At 38.1% G+C, this 19,891-nt stretch carries 20 protein-coding genes; 13 read left to right on the top strand and 7 right to left on the bottom strand.

Annotation, left to right across the window (positions count from 1 at the left end):
* Positions 1-76 precede the first annotated feature (76 nt).
* The 6 genes from CCAL5182_RS01725 (at position 77) to rplT (ending at position 4,713) form a co-directional block, all read left to right on the top strand.
* Positions 77-310, top strand: coding sequence for a hypothetical protein (locus CCAL5182_RS01725; RefSeq protein ID WP_169938001.1), 234 nt, complete (start codon positions 77-79; stop codon positions 308-310).
* A 255-nt stretch (positions 311-565) separates the two neighbouring features.
* Positions 566-1,762, top strand: a complete 1,197-nt coding sequence (locus CCAL5182_RS01720) for a TonB-dependent receptor plug domain-containing protein (RefSeq protein WP_336610100.1) — start codon at positions 566-568, stop codon at positions 1,760-1,762.
* Between the two features lie 20 nt (positions 1,763-1,782).
* Positions 1,783-2,580, top strand: coding sequence for a TonB-dependent receptor domain-containing protein (locus CCAL5182_RS01715; protein WP_336610099.1), 798 nt, complete (start codon positions 1,783-1,785; stop codon positions 2,578-2,580).
* A gap of 159 nt (positions 2,581-2,739) precedes the next feature.
* Entirely contained in the window at positions 2,740-3,882 is a 1,143-nt protein-coding gene (locus CCAL5182_RS01710; protein WP_336610098.1) for a trans-sulfuration enzyme family protein, read from the top strand.
* A gap of 177 nt (positions 3,883-4,059) precedes the next feature.
* Entirely contained in the window at positions 4,060-4,251 is a 192-nt protein-coding gene (rpmI, locus tag CCAL5182_RS01705) for a 50S ribosomal protein L35 (RefSeq protein ID WP_169938007.1), read from the top strand.
* Between the two features lie 105 nt (positions 4,252-4,356).
* On the top strand, positions 4,357-4,713 hold the full coding sequence (gene rplT, locus CCAL5182_RS01700; protein ID WP_169938009.1) for a 50S ribosomal protein L20: 357 nt from the start codon (positions 4,357-4,359) through the stop codon (positions 4,711-4,713).
* A gap of 24 nt (positions 4,714-4,737) precedes the next feature.
* Here the strand turns inward: rplT and dapF are convergent, their stop codons facing one another.
* Both dapF and coaE read right to left on the bottom strand, forming a co-directional pair.
* Entirely contained in the window at positions 4,738-5,481 is a 744-nt protein-coding gene (gene dapF, locus CCAL5182_RS01695) for a diaminopimelate epimerase (protein ID WP_336610097.1), read from the bottom strand.
* Entirely contained in the window at positions 5,471-6,076 is a 606-nt protein-coding gene (gene coaE, locus CCAL5182_RS01690; RefSeq protein ID WP_169938013.1) for a dephospho-CoA kinase, read from the bottom strand. Before coaE ends, dapF begins: the two co-directional genes overlap by 11 nt.
* Before the next feature lie 70 nt (positions 6,077-6,146).
* Here coaE and purM point away from each other — a divergent pair, with 70 nt between their 5' ends.
* Positions 6,147-7,130, top strand: coding sequence for a phosphoribosylformylglycinamidine cyclo-ligase (gene purM / locus CCAL5182_RS01685; RefSeq protein ID WP_169938016.1), 984 nt, complete (start codon positions 6,147-6,149; stop codon positions 7,128-7,130).
* 45 nt (positions 7,131-7,175) lie between these two features.
* On the opposite strand, the gene CCAL5182_RS01680 is transcribed toward purM, so the two are convergent.
* The 5 genes from CCAL5182_RS01680 to CCAL5182_RS01660 form a co-directional block, all read right to left on the bottom strand.
* Positions 7,176-8,585 (bottom strand): alanine/glycine:cation symporter family protein, encoded by a 1,410-nt coding sequence (locus CCAL5182_RS01680; protein ID WP_169972274.1) that lies wholly within the window; start codon positions 8,583-8,585, stop codon positions 7,176-7,178.
* 212 nt (positions 8,586-8,797) lie between these two features.
* A complete protein-coding gene (locus tag CCAL5182_RS01675) occupies positions 8,798-9,973 on the bottom strand; it encodes a replication-associated recombination protein A (protein ID WP_336610096.1) in 1,176 nt (391 codons plus the stop codon).
* Positions 9,974-9,978: 5 nt separating this feature from the next.
* Positions 9,979-12,351: a ribonucleoside-diphosphate reductase subunit alpha gene (locus CCAL5182_RS01670; RefSeq protein WP_336610095.1), complete on the bottom strand. Its 2,373-nt coding sequence runs from the start codon at positions 12,349-12,351 to the stop codon at positions 9,979-9,981.
* A 186-nt stretch (positions 12,352-12,537) separates the two neighbouring features.
* Positions 12,538-13,524 (bottom strand): iron-sulfur cluster assembly scaffold protein, encoded by a 987-nt coding sequence (locus tag CCAL5182_RS01665; RefSeq protein WP_169972273.1) that lies wholly within the window; start codon positions 13,522-13,524, stop codon positions 12,538-12,540.
* Between the two features lie 51 nt (positions 13,525-13,575).
* Complete coding sequence (locus tag CCAL5182_RS01660; RefSeq protein ID WP_169938024.1) at positions 13,576-14,766, bottom strand: NifS family cysteine desulfurase; 1,191 nt, start codon at positions 14,764-14,766, stop codon at positions 13,576-13,578.
* Between the two features lie 393 nt (positions 14,767-15,159).
* On the opposite strand from CCAL5182_RS01660, the gene rpmE reads away from it, so the two are divergent.
* From rpmE to CCAL5182_RS01630, 6 genes are read left to right on the top strand one after another with little or no spacing between them, the layout of a single operon-like run.
* The gene (gene rpmE / locus CCAL5182_RS01655) at positions 15,160-15,360 is read left to right on the top strand and encodes a 50S ribosomal protein L31 (protein ID WP_169938026.1); all 201 of its coding nucleotides are present in this window, start codon (positions 15,160-15,162) and stop codon (positions 15,358-15,360) included.
* 3 nt (positions 15,361-15,363) lie between these two features.
* Positions 15,364-16,176 (top strand): 16S rRNA (cytidine(1402)-2'-O)-methyltransferase, encoded by an 813-nt coding sequence (rsmI, locus tag CCAL5182_RS01650; RefSeq protein ID WP_169972271.1) that lies wholly within the window; start codon positions 15,364-15,366, stop codon positions 16,174-16,176.
* Positions 16,177-16,212: 36 nt separating this feature from the next.
* Positions 16,213-16,893 (top strand): 23S rRNA (guanosine(2251)-2'-O)-methyltransferase RlmB, encoded by a 681-nt coding sequence (gene rlmB, locus CCAL5182_RS01645; protein ID WP_169972270.1) that lies wholly within the window; start codon positions 16,213-16,215, stop codon positions 16,891-16,893.
* Entirely contained in the window at positions 16,886-17,869 is a 984-nt protein-coding gene (locus CCAL5182_RS01640; RefSeq protein ID WP_169972269.1) for a phosphatidylglycerophosphate synthase, read from the top strand. Before rlmB ends, CCAL5182_RS01640 begins: the two co-directional genes overlap by 8 nt.
* Complete coding sequence (locus CCAL5182_RS01635; RefSeq protein WP_170015273.1) at positions 17,866-18,657, top strand: hypothetical protein; 792 nt, start codon at positions 17,866-17,868, stop codon at positions 18,655-18,657. Before CCAL5182_RS01640 ends, CCAL5182_RS01635 begins: the two co-directional genes overlap by 4 nt.
* A gap of 9 nt (positions 18,658-18,666) precedes the next feature.
* Entirely contained in the window at positions 18,667-19,875 is a 1,209-nt protein-coding gene (locus CCAL5182_RS01630) for an LL-diaminopimelate aminotransferase (RefSeq protein ID WP_336610094.1), read from the top strand.
* Positions 19,876-19,891: the final 16 nt, after the last annotated feature.

Genomic DNA, 19,891 nt, shown 5'->3' with positions numbered 1-19,891 from the left:
TTTAATTATTGATCTTCGTTAATAAATTTTTCAGTATTTTTGGCTAATATCAGGATTAAAATTTAAGGAGGGTTTCATGTGTAAAATTTGGAATTTTATATTTTCTTGGGGATTTTTCGTGTTTGCTTTGGTGCTTGGCGTTGCATTATGGTTTGCGATCGATTACGCTGAGGCATATAGGCTTGAGTCCGCATTGGTTGATTGGGGTATGATAGCTATGATGGCTTGCGTGTTTGGTATCGTATTTTATGCGATTATTGCGGTATTTGCGATACCTTTAAAGGGTCGCTGCAAGTGCTCGGCTAACTAAAAACTACTACTTGGCATAAAGCAAATTTGGTTTTATGCCTCTTAAATTTCATCTGCTAGATTTACAAATCCATTCTATTTTATTTTAAAATTCGTTTTTATCGGCTTTAAATTTGAACACTATTTTCTCATAAATTCATAAATTTTGTTTTATTTTACTAAATATTTAATTTACAGATAAGTTATGTTTATGTAAAATTAGCTTCCCAAAAGTTATTAATAATAATAATCAAAATTTAATTTAAAGGAGTTATGGATGAAATTTAGACCAGATCTAAAAATTTCATTAGTTGCTGCACTTTTTACAAGTGTTACTTTTGGCGCACAAGAAGTTGCTTTAAGTGGCGTAGAAGTAACTGCCACGGGCGGTGCGCAAGAGATAGATGCGGCAAAGGTAAATGTTAGAAATGCTGCACTTATAAATGATGTTATGCGTGATATGCCTGGCGTTTATATAGGCGGAACAAACTCACTTAATCAAAAAATTTATATTAGAGGTATAAATGACCGCGGTTTAAATATCACTATCGACGGGGCTCGTCAAAAAGGAAATGCATTTCATCATGCTGCTGACTTATACATAGATCCAGATATCATAAGAAGTGTTAATGTTGGCCTTGGAGTAAATTCTGTTGTCGGTACTTCAGGCGCGCTTGGCGGTTCTGTAGCATTTAAAACTGCAGACGCTAGTGACTTGTTAGAAGATGGAGAGGTTTTTGGAGGAAAGATAAAAAGCGGATACGCAAGCAATAATAAAGAGTGGCAAGAAAGCTTGACTTTATATGCAAAAGCATTTGAGTCACTTGAGCTTTTGGGCTACGTAGGACATAGGGGGTATGGCAGAGGCGAGAGTGGTAAAGGCGAAAAACTTGGCGGAAATAACGCTGATAATACAAACTACTTGTTCAAAGTCGGATATAACATAGCTGATTATAGTAAGATCACTTTTAGTGCCGAACGTATGCAGATGAAGGGTGATTTTCCGCTAAGAGCCGAGTGGGGAACTACAGATGATAGTTCACTGGTGGATACGAAATACTGGCGTGATACATATACGGCAAATTTCAATCTAAACCCAAATGACTATGTCGATCTTGACTTAAATGCTTATCATACAAAACACGAAGCTAAGTCATCAGTAAATGCCGGAGTAAAAACTTACGGTGCAAAAGCTATAAATAAAACAAAATTTGAGACAGGATATATCGGACATACATTAGTTTACGGTACAGAAATTTATCAAAGTAAAAGTTATAATAAAAACGACACTTCCAACACTCCTGACGACAAAGCTACAAGCTTGTCGGTGTTCTTAGAAGACCAGCTTAGAACAGGCGGATTTACATTAACGCCTGGTATTAGATATGATAACTATAAGCTTAATACGATGGGTGGCACCCAGGGCATCGCAGGAAGGGCAGACTACCATGGCACGAGTGGTCTCCAGCTGTAAATTTAGACTATCAATTTGACATGGGTCTTAGGGTTTATGCTAGTTGGGCAAGGGTATTTAGAGGTCCTGATCCGATAGAGGCGATACGTATAAGTAGTACAAATAGCATTAACTTTACGACAAACGGCGACTTAGACCCTGAAACTGGTGACGTGTATGAGGTTGGCACAAGATATCAAACTCAACTTAGCGATAGTCAAAGTCTAAGCATTATAGCGAAATATTTTTATAACGGTTATGACAATCTTATAGTAGAAATGGGAAAAGCAGGCTCTATACAAGTTGACAGAGTTAATGGTGGACGCGCAGTCGTAAAAGGCGGAGAGCTAGCCTTAAGATATAACATATCAAATTTAAGCTTATCGGCTAGTTACTCACGCGCAAGAACTGAGTATAAAGATAAAAATTCAAATGCCGGATACGGTGGTGTCCTAGCTTATAGTGATGCAGGCGATAAATACACCTTTAACGCAGAATACGCCATTGCCCCTATCGATACTTTAATAGGCTACAACATTATAGCTTTTGATAGGATAACGGCTAAAAACGGTAGCGGAAGTGAATTTAAAAAACCGGGCTATGCCGTGAGTGACATATATGCCACTTGGTCGCCTAGCTCTGGAAAATACAAAGGACTTGAGGTAAATTTCGGTGTTTATAATCTTTTTGATAAAACATATTGGTCGCACTCTCAAAGAAGTGCAGGCTCTATGAGTTGTCCAAGAGGTCGAACTTGCCCTCCTACGCCATTAGCTCCAGGCAACATAGACTGGGAACCTGGAAGAAATATAAAAGCCAGCGTATCTTATAAATTTTAATTAAAAAGGGGTAAATTTACTCCCTTTTATTTCTTGATAGCACATTTAATATCAAAATAATTCCTTGTGATTTATATTATATTTTGTAAATTTAAAGTAAAATCAATAAGCAAATTCATCACACGATATCAAATTTATAGATGAGAGCAAGGAGTAAAAATGAAATTAGACACGCTTATAGTAAAAGGCATAAATGCCAAAGACAACCCTTATCAGTCGGTAGTTCCGCCGATATTTTTAGCCACCAGTTTTGTTCAAAATGGTCTTGATGACTTTCAAAAGTATGGGTATTCGCGAGGAGTAAATCCAACCAGAAATGCATTCGAAGAGCTTTTTGCCAAGATAGAAGGCTCAAGGTATTGCCTAGCCACCGCTTCCGGTATGGCAGCGACAACCCTTGCTTTTAGTTTGTTTAAAACCGGTGATAAAATTTTACTTAACAACAACACTTATGGCGGAACATATCGTTATGCCGATACTATTTTTAAAAACCAAGGACTTAAATACGAGCTAGTTGATGATTTTAACACGCTAAATGAGGATGAAATTTCATCCGACGTAAAAGCTATCTTTATAGAAACTCCATCAAATCCTTTGTTGCGTGTCACGGATATTAAGCGTATCGTAAATATCGCGCATAAAAAGGGCATTATGGTTATAGCAGACAATACCTTTTTAACGCCGTATTATCAGCATTTGCTTGAGCTTGGAGTTGATGTTGTGGTGTATTCTGCTACAAAATACATCGGCGGGCATGCCGATGTTATCGCTGGTATTGTTACGACAAATAGCGATGAACTAGCAGCTAAGCTTGATCTGCTTAGAAATAGCTTTGGCTCGATGTTATCCCCTGCCGACTCATACTATCTTATAAAGGGGCTTAAGACTTTAAGCGTAAGGTTTGATCGTCAAACGCAAAACACTCATAAGATAATCGAGTTTTTAAGCAAAGAGGAGGCTGTTAGCGCCGTGCACTATGCGGGTTCGTATTCTAAATTTGAAAAAGAGGCACAAGAAGGCCAAGCTACCGGCATAGGGGCGCTTATATCATTTGAGATAGATCCAAAATACGACTGCAATAAATTTGTCAAATCACTTAGAATTTTTGACCTTGCCGTAAGTCTTGGCGGAGTTGAGAGCCTTGTTTGCCATCCAGCCTCTATGACTCACGATAGCTATCCAAAAGAGCTACAAGAAAAGATCGGTATCAAACAAAATTTACTTCGTATGGCTGTCGGTGTTGAAAACTCAGATGACTTGATGGCTGATTTAAAACAGGCTTTTACAAAAGCTAAAATTTGATAAATTTCATAGTTTTGGGCTAAATTTAGCCCAAAACGCTTTGTTTTTCGCGATTAAGCACTTCTATGCAAATTGCATTTTATAAAATTACGGTATTAAAATTTAATTTATTTAAAGAAATTTTGGATATAATCCACATCTTACGTAAAAGCGTAAAATCACACAGTAAGGATTAGCATGCCAAAGATGAAAACCGTTCGCGGTGCTGCTAAGCGTTTTAAAGTAGGCAAAAATAAAATCAAGCGCGGCTCTGCTTTTAGAAGCCACATCTTGACTAAAAAGTCTGCCGGACGCAAAAGAGACCTTCGTCAGCCACAATACGTGGATAGCACAAATGTCCCTGCAGTAAAAAGAATGCTAGGCGTATAGCCAAGCATAGTTTAAGTTTTTGACAAAAGTCATTCAAACTCCCCTAAAATTAAAATTTATAGGGAAAGATCCATATAATGGACGCCAATTTGTGAAAGGATAAATATGGCAAGAGTAAAAACGGGCGTAGTTAGAAGAAGACGCCATAAGAAAGTTTTAAAACTTGCACGTGGTTTTTATAGTGCAAGACATAAACATTTTAGAAAAGCTAAAGAACAACTTGAAAGAAGTTTAGTATACGCTTATCGTGATCGTCGCCAGAAAAAACGTGACTTCCGCCGTCTGTGGATAGTTCGTATAAATGCTGCTTGCAGACTAAACGACATAAGCTACTCAAGATTTATGAATGGTCTTAAAAAGGCTAACATAGAGCTTGATAGAAAAATTTTAGCTGATCTAGCTATGAATGACGCGGACGCATTTGCGGCGCTTGCAAGATCTGCAAAAGACGCTTTAAAATAATTATTAAGCCCCATTTGGGGCTTTTTAAATTTCAATACTCACATCAAAACAGTGTTTAACATTTCCTTTAAAATATATCTTCTCATTTTCTAGTCTTAGTTGTAGTTCCTCGCCGCTTTTAGGATATACGCTTAAAATTTTATTTGCATGTAAATTTAAAACCGCACCGTAAAAGCATGCCGCCATACCGGTTCCGCAAGCTAGCGTCTCATCTTCAACGCCACGTTCATATGTTCTTACTTTTAGCAATCCGTTTTCAAATTTGGCGAAATTTATATTTGCATTATATTTGTGTCGCAGATGTTTTGCTAAATTTAGGTCAAATTTATCCAAATTTTGTGTAAAATGCACCAAATGTGGCACTCCCGTATCGTAAAAAAACCACTCTTTATCAAATTCGTTTATACTATCTTTGCTTAGGATTTTAGGGCTTGTTAATTCGACTTCAACGCTATTTTCATCCACATCTCCGGTTATTAGCCCGGCACCGGTTAGAAGGTTGGAGCTTTTGTTTATAAGAGCGTTTTTATAAGCGTATAAAAATGCCGCTCTTGAGCCGTTGCCGCACATATTTGCACTACTTCCGTCAGAGTTGTAAAACTCCCATCTTATACCATCGTCATACGGCAAGATAACTATCAGTCCATCGGCTCCTATGCCGTTTTGTCTGTCGCAAATTTTTACAGCAAAGTCGCTTCTATCTGCCTTTAAAAACGTATGAAAGATCACAAAATCATTGCCACTTGCATTGTATTTGCTAACCAACATTTGCTTTACCTTTTAGATCGTTTAAGAATTTATTTACACTTGCCTCTAGATTTAACAAGTCTGAGCTATTGTCTATAATAAAATTTGCCATTTTTCGTTTTTCTTCGATGTCTATTTGCAGATTTACACGTGATTTTGCCGCTTTGCTATCAAGCTCGTTTCTTTTCATTACTCTTTTTATAAGCTCTTCTTTTGAAGCATAAACGACTACTACTTTTTCAAAACACTCATAAACGCCCTTGCGCTCAAAATAAAGCGGTATATCAACGAAATAAAAAATATTTTTATCTTCTAAAATTTCACACTTGGCATAAATTTCATCTCGTATCTTTGGATGTAAGAGCTCTTCAAGCCATGATAATTTGTCTTTATCTGCAAATACGATCTCGCCCAGTTTTTTTCTATCTACTTTGCCGTTTTTAACAACATCTTTAAATTTTATAGAAATTTCATCAGCCAAACTTTGTAAGACTTCGTGCGCTATTTCATCAGCGTCTATCACGCTATATCCGTGTAGTTTTAGTAGTGTGCAAACCGTGCTTTTGCCAGATCCTATCGAGCCTGTTACAACGATGCCTTTTTTAAATTTACGCATTTTTGACCTTTATTTTACTACGATTTTAGCAAATTTTGGCTAAAATCAGCCAAAATTTAAGGGGGCGAAAATGATAACATATAAAGACGCTGGTGTTGATATTGATGCAGGAAATGAGTTTGTCAATGCGATAAAACCTCATGTTAAATCAACCTTTACTCCGTTGGTTTTGGGTGGTATCGGCTCGTTTTCAGGAGCTATCAAACTACCAAGCGGCTATAAAAATCCTGCCATTTTAGGCGCAACCGATGGTGTTGGCACAAAGCTTAGGCTTGCCATAGATGCAAATCGCCTTGATAAAGTAGGTGAGGATCTAGTCGCAATGTGCGTAAACGACCTGATATGCAACTTTGCTACGCCGTTGTTTTTTCTTGATTATTACGCTACGGCAAAGCTTGATATAAATTCAGCCGAAGTCGTAGTTAAGGGTATTGCAGAAGGTTGCAAGAAGGCAAGTTGTGCTTTAATAGGCGGCGAAACGGCAGAGATGCCCTCAATGTATGAAAAAGGTGATTTTGACCTGGCCGGATTTGCTGTTGGCATGGCTGAGATAGACGAGATAGATAGAGCAAAATTTGTAAAAAAAGGCGATAAGCTTTTAGCGCTTAGCTCAAGTGGGCTTCACTCAAACGGTTACTCATTGGCAAGAAAAGTAGTTGAAAGCAAAGGGTTAAAATTTGACGATAAATTGGGAGATAAAAATTTAATCGACCTTTTACTGGAGCCAACTAGAATTTATGTGCCTGAATTTTTAAAACTAAAAGATAAACTAAACGCTCTAGCTCACATCACAGGCGGTGGTTTGGTTGAAAATTTACCTCGTGTTTTCCCTGTAGGACTTGGTGCAAAGATAAATGTAGACGCTATCAAGCGACCTGAAATTTACTCGATATTTGATGGAGTTGTAGAACAAGCAGAGCTTTATCGCACATTTAATATGGGCGTAGGCATGGTGCTTGTAGTAAGCCCTGAAAATGTGAAATTTATACTTGAGGATTCTGACGCTTATGAGATAGGCGAAGTCGTAGAAGGTAGCGGCGTAGAGCTTATCTAAATTTAAAATATCTTGCTTTGAAAATAATCAAAGCAAGATAAAGTTTTATTTTATTTTGATGTAATCTTCCGCTTTATACTCTTTTTTAGCATTATAGTCCTCTAGCAGTTTAACCACTATCGGACTAAGTAATAAAACAGCTATAAGGTTTGGCAGTACCATAAGACCGTTAAAGAGGTCAGAAAGCTCCCAAACGAGTTTTATTTTTAGCAGGCTTCCTAAAAATACAAAAGCAACTACTAGTACTTGCAAAAATTTAACACCTTTTTTGCCAAAAAGATATCTGACGTTTATCTCTGCAAAATAATACCAACCAAGTATCGTTGTAAATGCGAAGAAAAATAGGCAAACCGCAACAAACGAATACCCGATAGTATGTCCTAGAAGATGTGATGAAAATGCCTCTTGAACAAGGGTTATACCGCTAAATACCGGCTGACCGTTTTCAAATGCTACGACGTTTGAGCTAAGCACTACAAAGACGGTGATGTTAAGTACGATAAATGTATCTACAAAAACCGACATGATACCTAAAACACCTTGCTCGACAGGATGTTTTACTTTAGCGGCTGCATGCGCGTGAGGAGTTGAGCCCATACCAGCTTCGTTACTGAACAAACCTCTTGCTATGCCGTATCTCATGGCAGTTGCGATACTAGCACCGATAGCGCCGCCCCAAGCGGCAGAAGGGTTAAACGCTGCTTCAAATATTATGCTTACAACTGATGGAATTTCTTTAAAATTTACGCAAACTATAAGTAGACCGACGATGACATATATGATAGCCATTACAGGAACCACCTTTTCCGCAACTCTTGCGATGGCCTTAACTCCGCCTATAAAAACTACCGCACAAACTATGGCTAAAACTAAGCCTATCGCCCATTGAGGGATACCAAAAGCCCCCGAAAAGCCATCTGATATAGAGTTAGCTTGAACCATATTTCCCATAAAACCAAGTGCTAAAATAATAGCCACCGCAAAAAATCCTGCTAAAACTTTACCAAGTTTTCCGCCGATACCTTTTGAGATGTAAAATGCCGGACCGCCTATGGTGTGATCGCTATCGTCTTTTGTTTTATAAACTTGTGCCAGACAAATTTCGGCAAAATTTGTAGCCATGCCTAAAAACGCCGCGCACCACATCCAAAATATCGCACCTGGTCCGCCCATTACAAGTGCGGTTGAAGCGCCAACCAAGTTGCCGGTGCCAACTTGTGCGGCCACTGCTGTTGCTACTGACTGAAACGAACTCATACCGTCTTTGCCGGCTGCTTCGCCGTGTAAAGAGAAGTTTCCAAAAAGGCGATTCCACCCATCTTTAAACTTAAAAATCTGAACAAATTTTAGTCTAAATGTGAAAAAGAGACCGGTTCCGCATAGGAGGGTTATTAAAAAATAAGGCCCCCAAACAAAGGAATTTACCTTGCTAACGAGTTCTGTGAATAGTTCCAAAACAACATCCTTTCATGATATAGATTTTAAAGTGTATTTAAAAAAAAATTAAAATTTTATAAAAATTAAATTTTTTAATATAAAATTACAATACAACCTTACTTTTTGTTATAAAATAAATTTCAAATACCCTGTTTGTCGCATTCTCTATATAAATTTAAGCTAAAATTTATATTAAAATATCACAAATAAAGTCACAAAAAATGCTATATTTATCTTTGTTTTATCTTAGCTAGCCACTCGCTAAGAGTTTTTTCAAAACCGATCCCGTCACTTTTATAAAATTTAAGTGGTTTTGTAAGGTAGTTTTGTTCGACCCAGCCCCCAAAATCATGTGGATAAAGGTAGTTCTTTACCTCGGGAGCAGTGTTGATTAGGTATTTTGGTATTTGAAGTTTTTCTTCGCTTTTTACGTAACTAAGAGCCGAATTTATCGCTACATAGCTTGAATTTGACTTTGGTGAATGCGCTAGATAAACGGCACATTGTGCAAGGATTATGCGGGCTTCGGGATAGCCGATTTTGCTTACGGCATTTAGGGTGCTGACAGCTAAATTTAAGGCGTTTGGATTGGCGTTGCCGATATCTTCGCTAGCAAGTATAACCATACGTCTAGCGATAAAATCCGCACTCTCTCCAGCGTCAATCAACCTTGCTAGATAATAAATGGCGGCATTTTCGTCGCTACCTCTAAGGCTTTTTATGAGCGCACTTGCTAAATGATAGTGTGTGTCATCCTCGCTGATACCCTCTGAAACGGCATTTGCCCTAAGTGTTTTTAGGTTATCCAAGGTTATATTTATGTCTATGCTAAGCGCAAATTCGAGTAAATTTAATAAGCTTCTAGCGTCGCCTCCGCTGCTTTTAAACAAATACTCTTTTGCTTCTTTGTCTATATTAAATTTCACCTCTTCTTGCACACGCTTTAATAATCTGTCAAAGTCTTTTGAGCTTAATGGCTTAAACTCAAAAAGCATAGAACGACTTCTGATGCCTGAACTTAGTGTGAAGAACGGATTTTCAGTGCTTGCACCAATAATTATAGCACGGTAATTTTCCATCGGGATCAAAAGCGCTTCTTGTTGTGTTTTGCTTAGCCGATGAATCTCATCGATAAAAAACAGCGGCTTAACTAACGCGTTTTCATAGTTTTTTAAAATTTTACGAAATTCATCTATTTTTAAATTACCGCCGTCAAATTCATAAAAGTCGTATTTCATAAGACTTGCAACAGCTCTGGCAAAGCTTGTTTTACCACATCCCGCAAGCCCGTAAAACATACTATGGGGGATCTTTTCGTTTTCTATAAATTTTTTAAAAACCCTAACGATATCTTCTTGACCGCAGATCTCATCAAGGGTTTTTGGGCGAAATTTAAGGGCAAACATCGAATTTATTGACATCCCTCACACTCAACAGAGCGATCGGCTACGTTATTTACCTTTTCGCTATCAGGTGATTCTGAGCGAAGGTAGTAGGTTGATTTTAGTCCAAGCTCCCATGCGAGTGTGTAAATTTCACTTAAATATCCGCCACTTGCCTTATCAAGGCTCATAAAGATATTTAGGCTTTGACCCTGGTCGATCCACTTTTGACGAACAGCTCCGGCTTTTATAAGGACTCTTTGATCAAGCTCGTAAGCAGGCGTGTAGTACTGCCAAGTATCAGGACTTAAATTTGGCACAACATTTGGTATCATACCGCTTAGATTATGCTCAAACCATTTTCTCTTATATACAGGCTCGATAGTTTGTGTAGTGCCTACAAGTATGCTTATGCTTGAGGTAGGGGCGATTGCCATTAGATAGCCGTTGCGCATACCGTCGGTTTTAACTTTTTGGCGAAGCTTGTCCCAGTCGCAGCTTCCATCATCAAACAAGCCTCCGCGATTTACCAAGGCTTTTGCATTTTCGTTTGCAACATCGATAGGCATTATGCCTTTGCTCCATTTTGAGCCCTCAAAAGTTGGATACTTGCCTTTTTCAACAGCTAAATTTGAGCTTGTATATATCGTGTGGTAGCTTATGTTTTCCATTACACTATCTATAAGTGCTAAATGCTCGTAACTTCCCCATTTTACGCCTTTTTGTGCTATCATTTGAGCTTCGCCCATTACACCAAGCCCTATAGATCTACTGCTTAAATTTGTGTATTTTACTTTTTTGTGTGGGTAGAAATTTAGATCGATTACGTTATCAAGCATCCTAACTGCTATCGGAACTACTCTTGATATATCTTCAGGCGTATTTATCTTGCTTAAATTTACGCTTGCTAGGTTACAAACTGCTGTTTTGCCTTCGGTTGCCTCTTTTTCTACGATAAAGATTTCTTTACCTTTTAGGCTATCAAGCGCACTAAGTTTCTTAGCTTTTTTTGTTATGCCGCTATCTACCGTAACATCGTCTTCTTCGTCAAATAGTTCTACTTCGCCATCTGTATAGATGATTTTGATCTTATAGTAGTTTGGCTCGGTGTTTTGAAAAATTTCAGTACATAAATTTGAGCTTCTAATTATGCCTTCGTGGTCGTTTGGATTAGCTTTGTTTGCATTGTCTTTAAACGCTAAAAACGGCATGCCTGTCTCAAAATAGCTAGTTAGTATCTTTTTCCAAAGATCTTTTGCTAGCATGGTATTTTTTTGGATATTTTCGTTGTTTTCATACTCTAGGTATTTTTTCTCAAACTCATCTCCGTAAAGCTCGCAAAGATCGCTCACGTCAGCCGGGTCAAAAAGTGTCCATTTGCCGTTTTCTTGCACTCTTTTCATAAAGAGATCATTTATCCAAAGCGCAGGGAAAATTTCATGCGCCCTGCGTCTTTCTTCGCCCGAGTTTTTACGAAGGTCTAAAAAGTCGCTAACATCCATGTGCCAAGGCTCGATATAAACGGCGATAGCGCCTTTTCTAGTGCCTAGCTGATCGACTGCAACGGCTATATCGTTGGTTATCTTTAAGAAAGGTATGATACCTCCTGCTGCATTTTTATGCCCATCTATGCTACCGCCCATAGCGCGAACCTTACTCCAGTCCCAGCCGATACCTCCGCCAAATTTAGAAAGAAGAGCCATCTCTTTATAGCTATCAAAAATTCCCTCGATATTATCGGGAGTAGAGCCGATGTAGCATGAGCTTAGTTGGTGACGCTGTGTTCTTGCGTTTGATAGAGTAGGGGTTGCTAGCATAACCTCAAATTTACTTATCAGGTCGTAAAATTTCTTAGCCCAGCCTTGGCAGTCAAGTTCGTTTTGGGCAAGAAACATCGCTATGGCCATAAACATTTGCTGTGGAAGCTCTATAGGTTTTCCTTGCTTATCTTTTATCAAGTATCTGTCGTAAAGTGTTTTTATGCCAAGATATGCAAATTGCAAATCACGCTGCGGTTTTATGTAGTCATTTAGATCATCAAGGTCGTATTTTTCTTTTAATCCGGGCACTATACGATCGGCTTTTTCACCCTTTTCAAAATACTCCCTTAAGTGGCTATATCCATTATATCCTGTTACTTTATGGTATAGATCGTATAAAAATAATCTAGCAGCGACGAATGTCCAGTTTGGACGGTCGATATCTATCTTGTCTACGGCGGTTTTTATAAGCGTTTGTTGGATCTCTTCAGTTGTTATCATATCTCTAAACTGAATTTTTGCATCTACTTCGAGTTCGCTAAGGCTTACGTTATCAAGTCCGACCACCGCTTCACTCGTGTATTTTTTGATCTTACTTATATCTAACTCTTCCGTTCTTCCGTTGCGTTTTATTACTTTCATATTCTCTCTTTTGGGTGTATTTAAAAAATGGATTTTATCTTATGCTTGTTTTTAAACAGCTTAGGACGATTTTAGTCGCTTTTTATGGTGCTTTGCGCGTGAAATTTGTATTTAAAAATTTTATTACTTTTTAAAAATTTGCATTTGTATGAAGGAAATTCCGCTTGAAAATCAAGCGGAAATATATCATATCGGCATTACGCGAATATTTGTGCTTAGTTTTTCTTGTAGAACGTTTTCTATAGCGTAAAGTGTGCCACCTGCACCACTAGCACAGCCTGAACATGCGCCAAGATAACGGATGTAAATATCTATGTTACCCTCTGGTGTTTTTTGTATATCAATAACCTCAAGATCCCCGCCGTCCATCATAAGCATAGGGCGAATTTCGCTATCCATTATGCCCTCAACGGCTTTTAGCTGACCCACAACACTTAGTTCATCAAAATTTAATTGATCGCCTAAAGCTTTTGCGTTAGCTTGCTTTTTAAGACGCTCTTGCTCCATCTCGGCTCTTGTGTCGCGTAAGATGTCGGTTAGGTAGTATTCACGTTTTTCGTGTCCGCCTGGTTTTATGCATGACTTACAAAATGCCCCGGCCTTTGTGTATTGAGTGATCTCTTCAACTGTTTTAAGATCGTTTAGTTTTATAACTTCTTTAATCGTTCCAAGACTAACTCTAGCGCATTCGCAAACGATGATCTCATCTTCAAAATGATCAGGATCGACACCTTTGTAGCTAGCCGCGGCAGCCTTGATAACATCATATGCCATAACCGAGCAGTGCATCTTTTGAGGTGGCACGGCAGGAGTTTCAGGTGTATCGCGCATAGCTTTTTCTACATCTATATTTGTTATTTTTACCGCTTCATCTACGGTTTTACCGATACAAAGTTCAGCCATTGTGTCAGAGCTAGCTATCGCTGTGCCACAACCAAAGCTTTTAAATTTAGCATCTATAATAGTATCTGTTGCTTCATCTACAAGCCAATAAAGACGAACCGCATCGCCGCAACTTTCCGCACCAAAGTCGGCTACGATAAGTTTTGCGCCACGCTCTTTTGCTTCATTTTCGGTTATCTCGCCCATAAATTTTGGATTATTCATTCTGTCTTGGACGACTTGAGAGTATTCATCCCAGATCGAACCGCCTATTAAACTATCTTTTGCCATATTATTCCTTTTTTTGACACACTTGGCGTCTTTTTTTAAATTTATTTAAATTTATAGTCCGCTTACGTGACCTTCTGGAGTGTAAGCAAATGTGCTTGAAATTCCTCTTAGTCTTTCTACGGCTTTTTTGATCTGCTCGATCGCATAATCTATCTCTTCTTCGGTATTAAAACGTGAAAGAGATAAGCGAAGCGCAGTGTGAGCAAGTTCTTTATCCGCTCCGATAGCTTCCATTATCGGGTTGCTTTCAAGTGTTTCGCTAGCGCAAGCAGAGCCTGTTGACGCAGCGATGCCGGCGCGGTTTAAGTCCCAAAGCATAGCTTCTCCTTCTACGCCTTTTATAGAGGCGAGGATGGTGTTTGGCACTCTGTTTTCACGTCTTCCGACAACGCTCACATCAGGCAGGCTTAAAAGCGCATCCTCAAGTTTATCGCGTAATCTTTTTACGTGAGAGTTTTCAAAACTCATAAATTTATTAGCGAGTTCAAGTGCTTTACCCATACCTACGATACCTGCAACATCAAGAGTTCCGCTTCTGCGACCGCCCATGTGTTCTCCGCCGTGAAGTAGACTGCTAAGAGCTTGGCTATCTTTTATATAAAGTCCGCCAACACCTTTTGGACCGTGAAATTTATGAGCAGAAAAACTCATGAAATCAACATCAAGATCACGAACATTTATAGGAATTTTGCCAAACGCCTGAACAGCGTCTGTGTGGAAAAGTGCGCCGTATTCGTGTGCGACCGAAGCTAATTCTTTTATAGGAAATATCATGCCAGTTTCGTTGTTTGCATACATTACCGAAACCAAAGCCACATCTTCGCCCATAACTTCACGAAGTTGATCAGGCGTTATGATGCCTTCTTCGTTTACATCAACGATGGTGATTTGGACACCAAATTGTTTTAAAAACTCACAGGTCATGCGGATAGCAGGATGTTCGACCGCGGTTGTTACTACTCTTTTACGTTCACCATTGGCTATCTTGTCAAAATATATCCCTTTTATAACCCAGTTATTACTCTCTGTCGCACATGAAGTTACGATGATATCATCGCTGTCTTTTGCGTTTATCCCAACATATAGCTGATCTAGTGCATTGCGAAGTGCAGGGTGTGTTTCTGAGCCAAATTTATGTAAGGAATTTGGGTTGCCGTATTTTTCGCAAAAAAACGGTTTCATCGCCTCAAAAGCTTCGGGATCAACCATCGTAGTTGCGTTATTATCTAAGTAAACTCTCAAATTTTTGCCTTTAATTAGGATAGAAATTATCCTTTTTATTTTTGATGGAATATTATAGCAAATTTCATTAATTTTTGTTTAAATTTTGTATCTAGCTTTTTCAATTTAACAGCAATTATGATATTAAATTTATATTGAAATTCTTTATCAATATGTGATATATTCGGTGTCGTAGAGATGACTAGGATAAAAGAGGTAAATTTACTCCTAATATTAATTATTTTTTTAAGAAAAGTCCCAAAAATTATATGCGATATAATTTAAAATTTAAATAGCATAATATTAATGTAGAAGAAATTATGTGAAATTTGATTTTTTAATTTTTTTTTAGTATAATCACGCCTTGCTTAAACTAGAAAGACAATATCACAAAAGATAATCAAAGGAAAAATTATGAAAAAAGAGATACATCCAGAGTATGTAGAATGCACCGTGACTTGCGCTTGTGGTAACACTTTTAAGACAAAGTCAAACAAAAGTGAGATCAGAATAGACATTTGCAGTGAGTGCCATCCGTTTTTTACAGGCAGTGAAAAGATCGTAGATAGCGCTGGCCGCGTTGAGAAATTCAAGAAAAAATACGCTTTAAACTAAGCCTTGCTTTACTTTGTTCCTACTCCGATAGGAAATTTAGAAGACATCTCGCTTCGTGCGCTTAGCGTCTTGCGCAGTTGCGAGATAGTCGTATGTGAAGATACAAGAGTAAGTAAATCTCTTGTTAGACTGCTTAATGAACGCTTTGACGCACACATCAATATACAAAATTTTATCCCACTTCATACGCACAACGAAAGCGAGTTTTTTGCAAATTTAACTCGCGAATTTTTTGATAAAAATATCGCATATATGAGCGATGCAGGGATGCCAGGCATTAGCGATCCAGGGGTTAGCCTTATAAGATACGCGCAAAATCACAACATAGGCTATGAGGTGTTAAGTGGTGCAAATGCTGCACTTTTAAGTGTTGTTGCCAGCGGACTTTGCGAGAAAGAATTTGTGTTTTTGGGTTTTTTACCAAACACGGGTAAGGAGCGAACTCAAGCCATACAAAATGCCCTAAATTTAGCTTATCCATGCGTTATATATGAAAGTCCTAAACGAATTTTATCTCTTGTAAATGATATCGCAAAGCTTGAGCCTGAGCGAGAAATTTTTGCTATAAAAGAAGCAACTAAAAAATTTGAAACCAAATTTAAAAGTAGTGCTATAAAAATGTCTGAAATTTTAGAGAGATCAAACTTAAACGGCGAGTGGTGTGTTGTTGTCTCGCAAAGCGATAATCCAAGTTTTGAAACCATAAGCATAAGCGATATAAACGCCCTTGATATCGCTCCAAAAGCAAAAGCTAAACTACTAAGTAAAATAACCGGACAAGAGGTTAAGAAAATATACAACGAGCTTACAAAATAAGTTTTCTTTTACTTGATTTTAGGTATTATCAAGCCCATGATAATATATGGAAAACAACTATTTTTACATGTTTTAGAAAAACATCCGAAGTTAATCAACGAGATATATCTCTCAAAAGAGTGTGACGCAAAACTTTTTTCACGTATCTGCAAGGTCGGTAAAAAAATAATTCGTGTTGATAACCAAAAAGCGCAGTCTTTGGCTCACGGAGGAAACCATCAAGGCTTTTTGGCTAGTGTTAATGAATACGAATTTGCCGATATAAACGAACTTAAAAAGTTAAATTTCGTAGTCGTGCTTTATGGTATCAGCGATGTTGGCAATATCGGTGCTATAGCAAGAACGGCTTATGCGTTAGGCTGCGAGGCGATTATTGTTGTTGCTAAAAATATTAACATGGAAGGTGTTTTGCGTTCAAGTAGCGGAGCGGCATATGAGATACCTATCGCGCTAGTTGATGATGGACTTAGTTTGTTAAATGAATTAAAGCAGCGCGGATTTACTCTGTATGCTACCGCAAGTAACGGCAAAAATGTTCATGAGGCAAAATTTAAAGAAAAACGTGCGCTTATCATGGGTAGCGAGGGCGAAGGCATACCGCAAAAAGCTGTTGCAAAATGCGATGAGTGTATAGGCATAAAACTAAAAGAGGATTGGGACTCGTTAAATGTAAGTGCCGCCTTTGCGATAATCTGTGATAGGATGATAAATGAATGAACTTGAGAGCATAAAAGAGATCGGGATAAAAGAAGTTGCGAGAAAGACGCATATTGAGCCAATTTTTTTACAATACATAGTTGATAAAAATTTTGAAAAATTGGTGCGTTTAAATGCAAGAGGTTATATTAAAATTTTGCAACGCGAGTATAATCTTGAGCTTAGTTTGTGGCTTGAAGAGTATGAGGCATTTTTAAACGAACACAAGCCTCAAAATGTAAATTCTATAAAAATCAACCCTAAAATTCCAGCCTATACCTCAGACACCACTTCTGCTAGAAAGTCGCGAGGCTCGTTTTCATGGTTGGCTTGGCTTGTTATTTTGTTTGCTCTTGGTGGCGGGGTTTATTATTTTGAAGCTTATAAATACCTAGAAAATTTGCCAAGTCTTTTTGAGGATGAAAATCGAAGTGCGGTTTATTCTGATTCTAGTATAGTAAATGAGGTCAAGCAAAACATTAAAGAGGCAAATATAACGATAACCAAAACACAGTTTCCGCAAGATGAAAATTTGACAAAAGAAAAAGAAGCCGTAGAGAGCAACGTAGCTAAACTAGCACCAAAGATCGAGCAAAACGCAAGCACGATCGTTATAAATATAGAGCAAAATTTAGATCAAAACGTAGGCACTCAAAGCTCTGCGCTTGAGAGATTAACTACAAGCATAACTGAACCAAAAGACAAAAACGTCACCGCCCCTACAGCTGTTATCGTGCCAAAACAACGCGTTTGGATAGGAGTCATAAATCTTGAAAATGACCAAAAAATATCCAGAGACTCAAGCGAAAATTTAACGATAGATCTAAGTAAAAGACAGCTTATAGTTTGTGGCAACGGTCAGTTAGAGCTAAAAGTAGGTGACAAAATAAGTAAATTTGCTCCCGGTAAGGCAGTCAGGCTTTTGGTTGAAAACGGAGAGATAAAACCTATAACTTATGATGAATTTATCATGTTAAACAAAGGTAAAACGTGGTGAAATTTCTTGCTTTTTTGCTATGTTTTGTCTGTTTTTTAGAAGCAGATGTTGCTAAAAGCGTAGTTGCTTTAAGTATAAACGAGCAAAAAGCAAGTGAAATTTCCACTAAAAATTTCATAAACGCAAACGGCGCTATTAACGTGGTGGCCATCACAAACGAACTAAAGTCGAAAAATATTTTTGATGCAAGGTCATTTTCGTCTTCAAGCTTAAATTTGGACTTTTTTACCGAGGATGAAATTTCTGCGACACTGTTTATAAAGGCTTTAAATTTTAGTATAAATTCGATGGGTGGTATCGTAGCAAATATCAATAAATTTGCAAATTCAAACGGTCTTACTTACGGAGTTACGGTTGTAAAACGAGATGGTATAGACCCGGTTTTGCTTGATGAAAATTTAAAGTTAAGCGGATTTAAGACCTTAGGTTTTGATAGAAAAGACGGTGCTTTGCTTGTTTTGCTAAATGGTAAAAATTTAAACATCCCTGCCGGAATAGCGCAAATAAATGAAAACAACGAGCTTATTTTGGAACGATTAAGTTCGGCATTCTTTTTAAATACAAATGGCGCAAATTCAGTAAGTATCACATCTTTAGCGCCAAATAGATGGATGCCAGATATTAGAATTTATGATAAAAATTTAGTTCAAATTTCGCATTTTCAAGAGTATGCCATAGCGCAAAAATACGAAATAACCCTGCCGAGTAATGCTAGTTATATGCTTTTGGGTGATAGCGTAGATATAAGTAATATCAAAAAAGAGATAGTTATTAAATTTATAAAATAGGGGAAATTTATGTTTGACGAGATTCGTTTTAACACGATAGAGAGGCTGCCAAATTATATCTTTGCTGAAGTAAATGCTATAAAAATGGCGGCACGTAGAGCCGGAGAGGATATCATAGACTTCTCGATGGGAAACCCCGAAGGTCGCACACCGCAACATATCGTAGATAAACTTTGCGAGAGTGCGCAAAAAGATAAAACGCACGGGTATTCGGCGAGTGCGGGAATTTATAAGCTTCGTCTAGCTATATGTAATTGGTATAAAAGAAAATACGATGTTAACCTTGACCCCGAAACAGAAGCCGTCGCTGTTATGGGCTCAAAAGAGGGATTTGTTCATCTTGCTCAAGCCGTTGTAAATCCAGGCGATGTTGCCGTAGTTCCTGATCCTGCTTATCCGATACATACGCAGGCGTTTTTGTTTGCAGGTGGAAGTGTTGCTAAAATGCCACTTCATTATAATGACAAATTTGAACTTGACGAAAATAAATTTTTTGAAAATTTAGAACACACTATATACTCGAGCTCTCCAAGACCAAAGTATGTTGTTGTAAATTTCCCTCATAACCCAACGACCGTAACCGTGCAAAAGAGCTTTTATGAGCGCCTGGTTGCGATGTCTAAGAAGGAGAGATTTTATATCATTTCAGATATCGCCTATGCGGATCTAAGTTTTGACGGATATAAAGCGCCTAGTATTTTTGAAGTAGAGGGCGCAAAAGACGTGGCGGTAGAGTGCTATACTCTTTCAAAAAGCTATAATATGGCTGGCTGGAGGGTCGGCTTCATGTGTGGCAATAAACGCCTCTGTGCCGCTCTTAAAAAGATAAAATCATGGGTTGACTATGGTATGTTTACACCTATCCAGGTAGCCGCAACAGTAGCGCTTGATGGCGATCAGGGCTGCGTTGGAGAGATAAGAGCAGTTTATGAAAAACGTCGCGATATCTTGCTTGATGCGTTTGATAATGCCGGTTGGAGCATGAACAAGCCAAGCTCAAGTATGTTTATTTGGGCAAAACTACCGCCTAAATTTTCACATCTTGGAAGTCTTGAATTTTCAAAACAGCTCTTAACAAAGGCGCAAGTGGCTGTAAGTCCTGGCATAGGTTTTGGCGAGGGAGGGAATGACTATGTTCGTTTTGCTCTTATCGAAAACGAAAATCGTATCCGCCAAGCAGCAAGAAACGTCAAACGATATTTGAAAGATTTTGAATAATAAAATTTAAAGAGTT

The sequence above is a fragment of the Campylobacter sp. 7477a genome, assembly GCF_014892335.1.
Classification (GTDB): domain Bacteria; phylum Campylobacterota; class Campylobacteria; order Campylobacterales; family Campylobacteraceae; genus Campylobacter_A; species Campylobacter_A californiensis.
Note: the sequence above shows the minus strand (reverse complement) of the source record. Positions and strands in the feature narration are given on the sequence as shown.

Coding starts and splice junctions, on each gene's coding strand:
- CCAL5182_RS01725 (WP_169938001.1), top strand. CDS start 77: ATGTGTAAAATTTGGAATTTTATATTTTCTTGGGGATTTTTCGTGTTT.
- CCAL5182_RS01720 (WP_336610100.1), top strand. CDS start 566: ATGAAATTTAGACCAGATCTAAAAATTTCATTAGTTGCTGCACTTTTT.
- CCAL5182_RS01715 (WP_336610099.1), top strand. CDS start 1,783: ATGGGTCTTAGGGTTTATGCTAGTTGGGCAAGGGTATTTAGAGGTCCT.
- CCAL5182_RS01710 (WP_336610098.1), top strand. CDS start 2,740: ATGAAATTAGACACGCTTATAGTAAAAGGCATAAATGCCAAAGACAAC.
- rpmI (WP_169938007.1), top strand. CDS start 4,060: ATGCCAAAGATGAAAACCGTTCGCGGTGCTGCTAAGCGTTTTAAAGTA.
- rplT (WP_169938009.1), top strand. CDS start 4,357: ATGGCAAGAGTAAAAACGGGCGTAGTTAGAAGAAGACGCCATAAGAAA.
- dapF (WP_336610097.1), bottom strand. CDS start 5,481: ATGTTGGTTAGCAAATACAATGCAAGTGGCAATGATTTTGTGATCTTT.
- coaE (WP_169938013.1), bottom strand. CDS start 6,076: ATGCGTAAATTTAAAAAAGGCATCGTTGTAACAGGCTCGATAGGATCT.
- purM (WP_169938016.1), top strand. CDS start 6,147: ATGATAACATATAAAGACGCTGGTGTTGATATTGATGCAGGAAATGAG.
- CCAL5182_RS01675 (WP_336610096.1), bottom strand. CDS start 9,973: ATGTTTGCCCTTAAATTTCGCCCAAAAACCCTTGATGAGATCTGCGGT.
- CCAL5182_RS01670 (WP_336610095.1), bottom strand. CDS start 12,351: ATGAAAGTAATAAAACGCAACGGAAGAACGGAAGAGTTAGATATAAGT.
- CCAL5182_RS01665 (WP_169972273.1), bottom strand. CDS start 13,524: ATGGCAAAAGATAGTTTAATAGGCGGTTCGATCTGGGATGAATACTCT.
- rpmE (WP_169938026.1), top strand. CDS start 15,160: ATGAAAAAAGAGATACATCCAGAGTATGTAGAATGCACCGTGACTTGC.
- rlmB (WP_169972270.1), top strand. CDS start 16,213: ATGATAATATATGGAAAACAACTATTTTTACATGTTTTAGAAAAACAT.
- CCAL5182_RS01640 (WP_169972269.1), top strand. CDS start 16,886: ATGAATGAACTTGAGAGCATAAAAGAGATCGGGATAAAAGAAGTTGCG.
- CCAL5182_RS01630 (WP_336610094.1), top strand. CDS start 18,667: ATGTTTGACGAGATTCGTTTTAACACGATAGAGAGGCTGCCAAATTAT.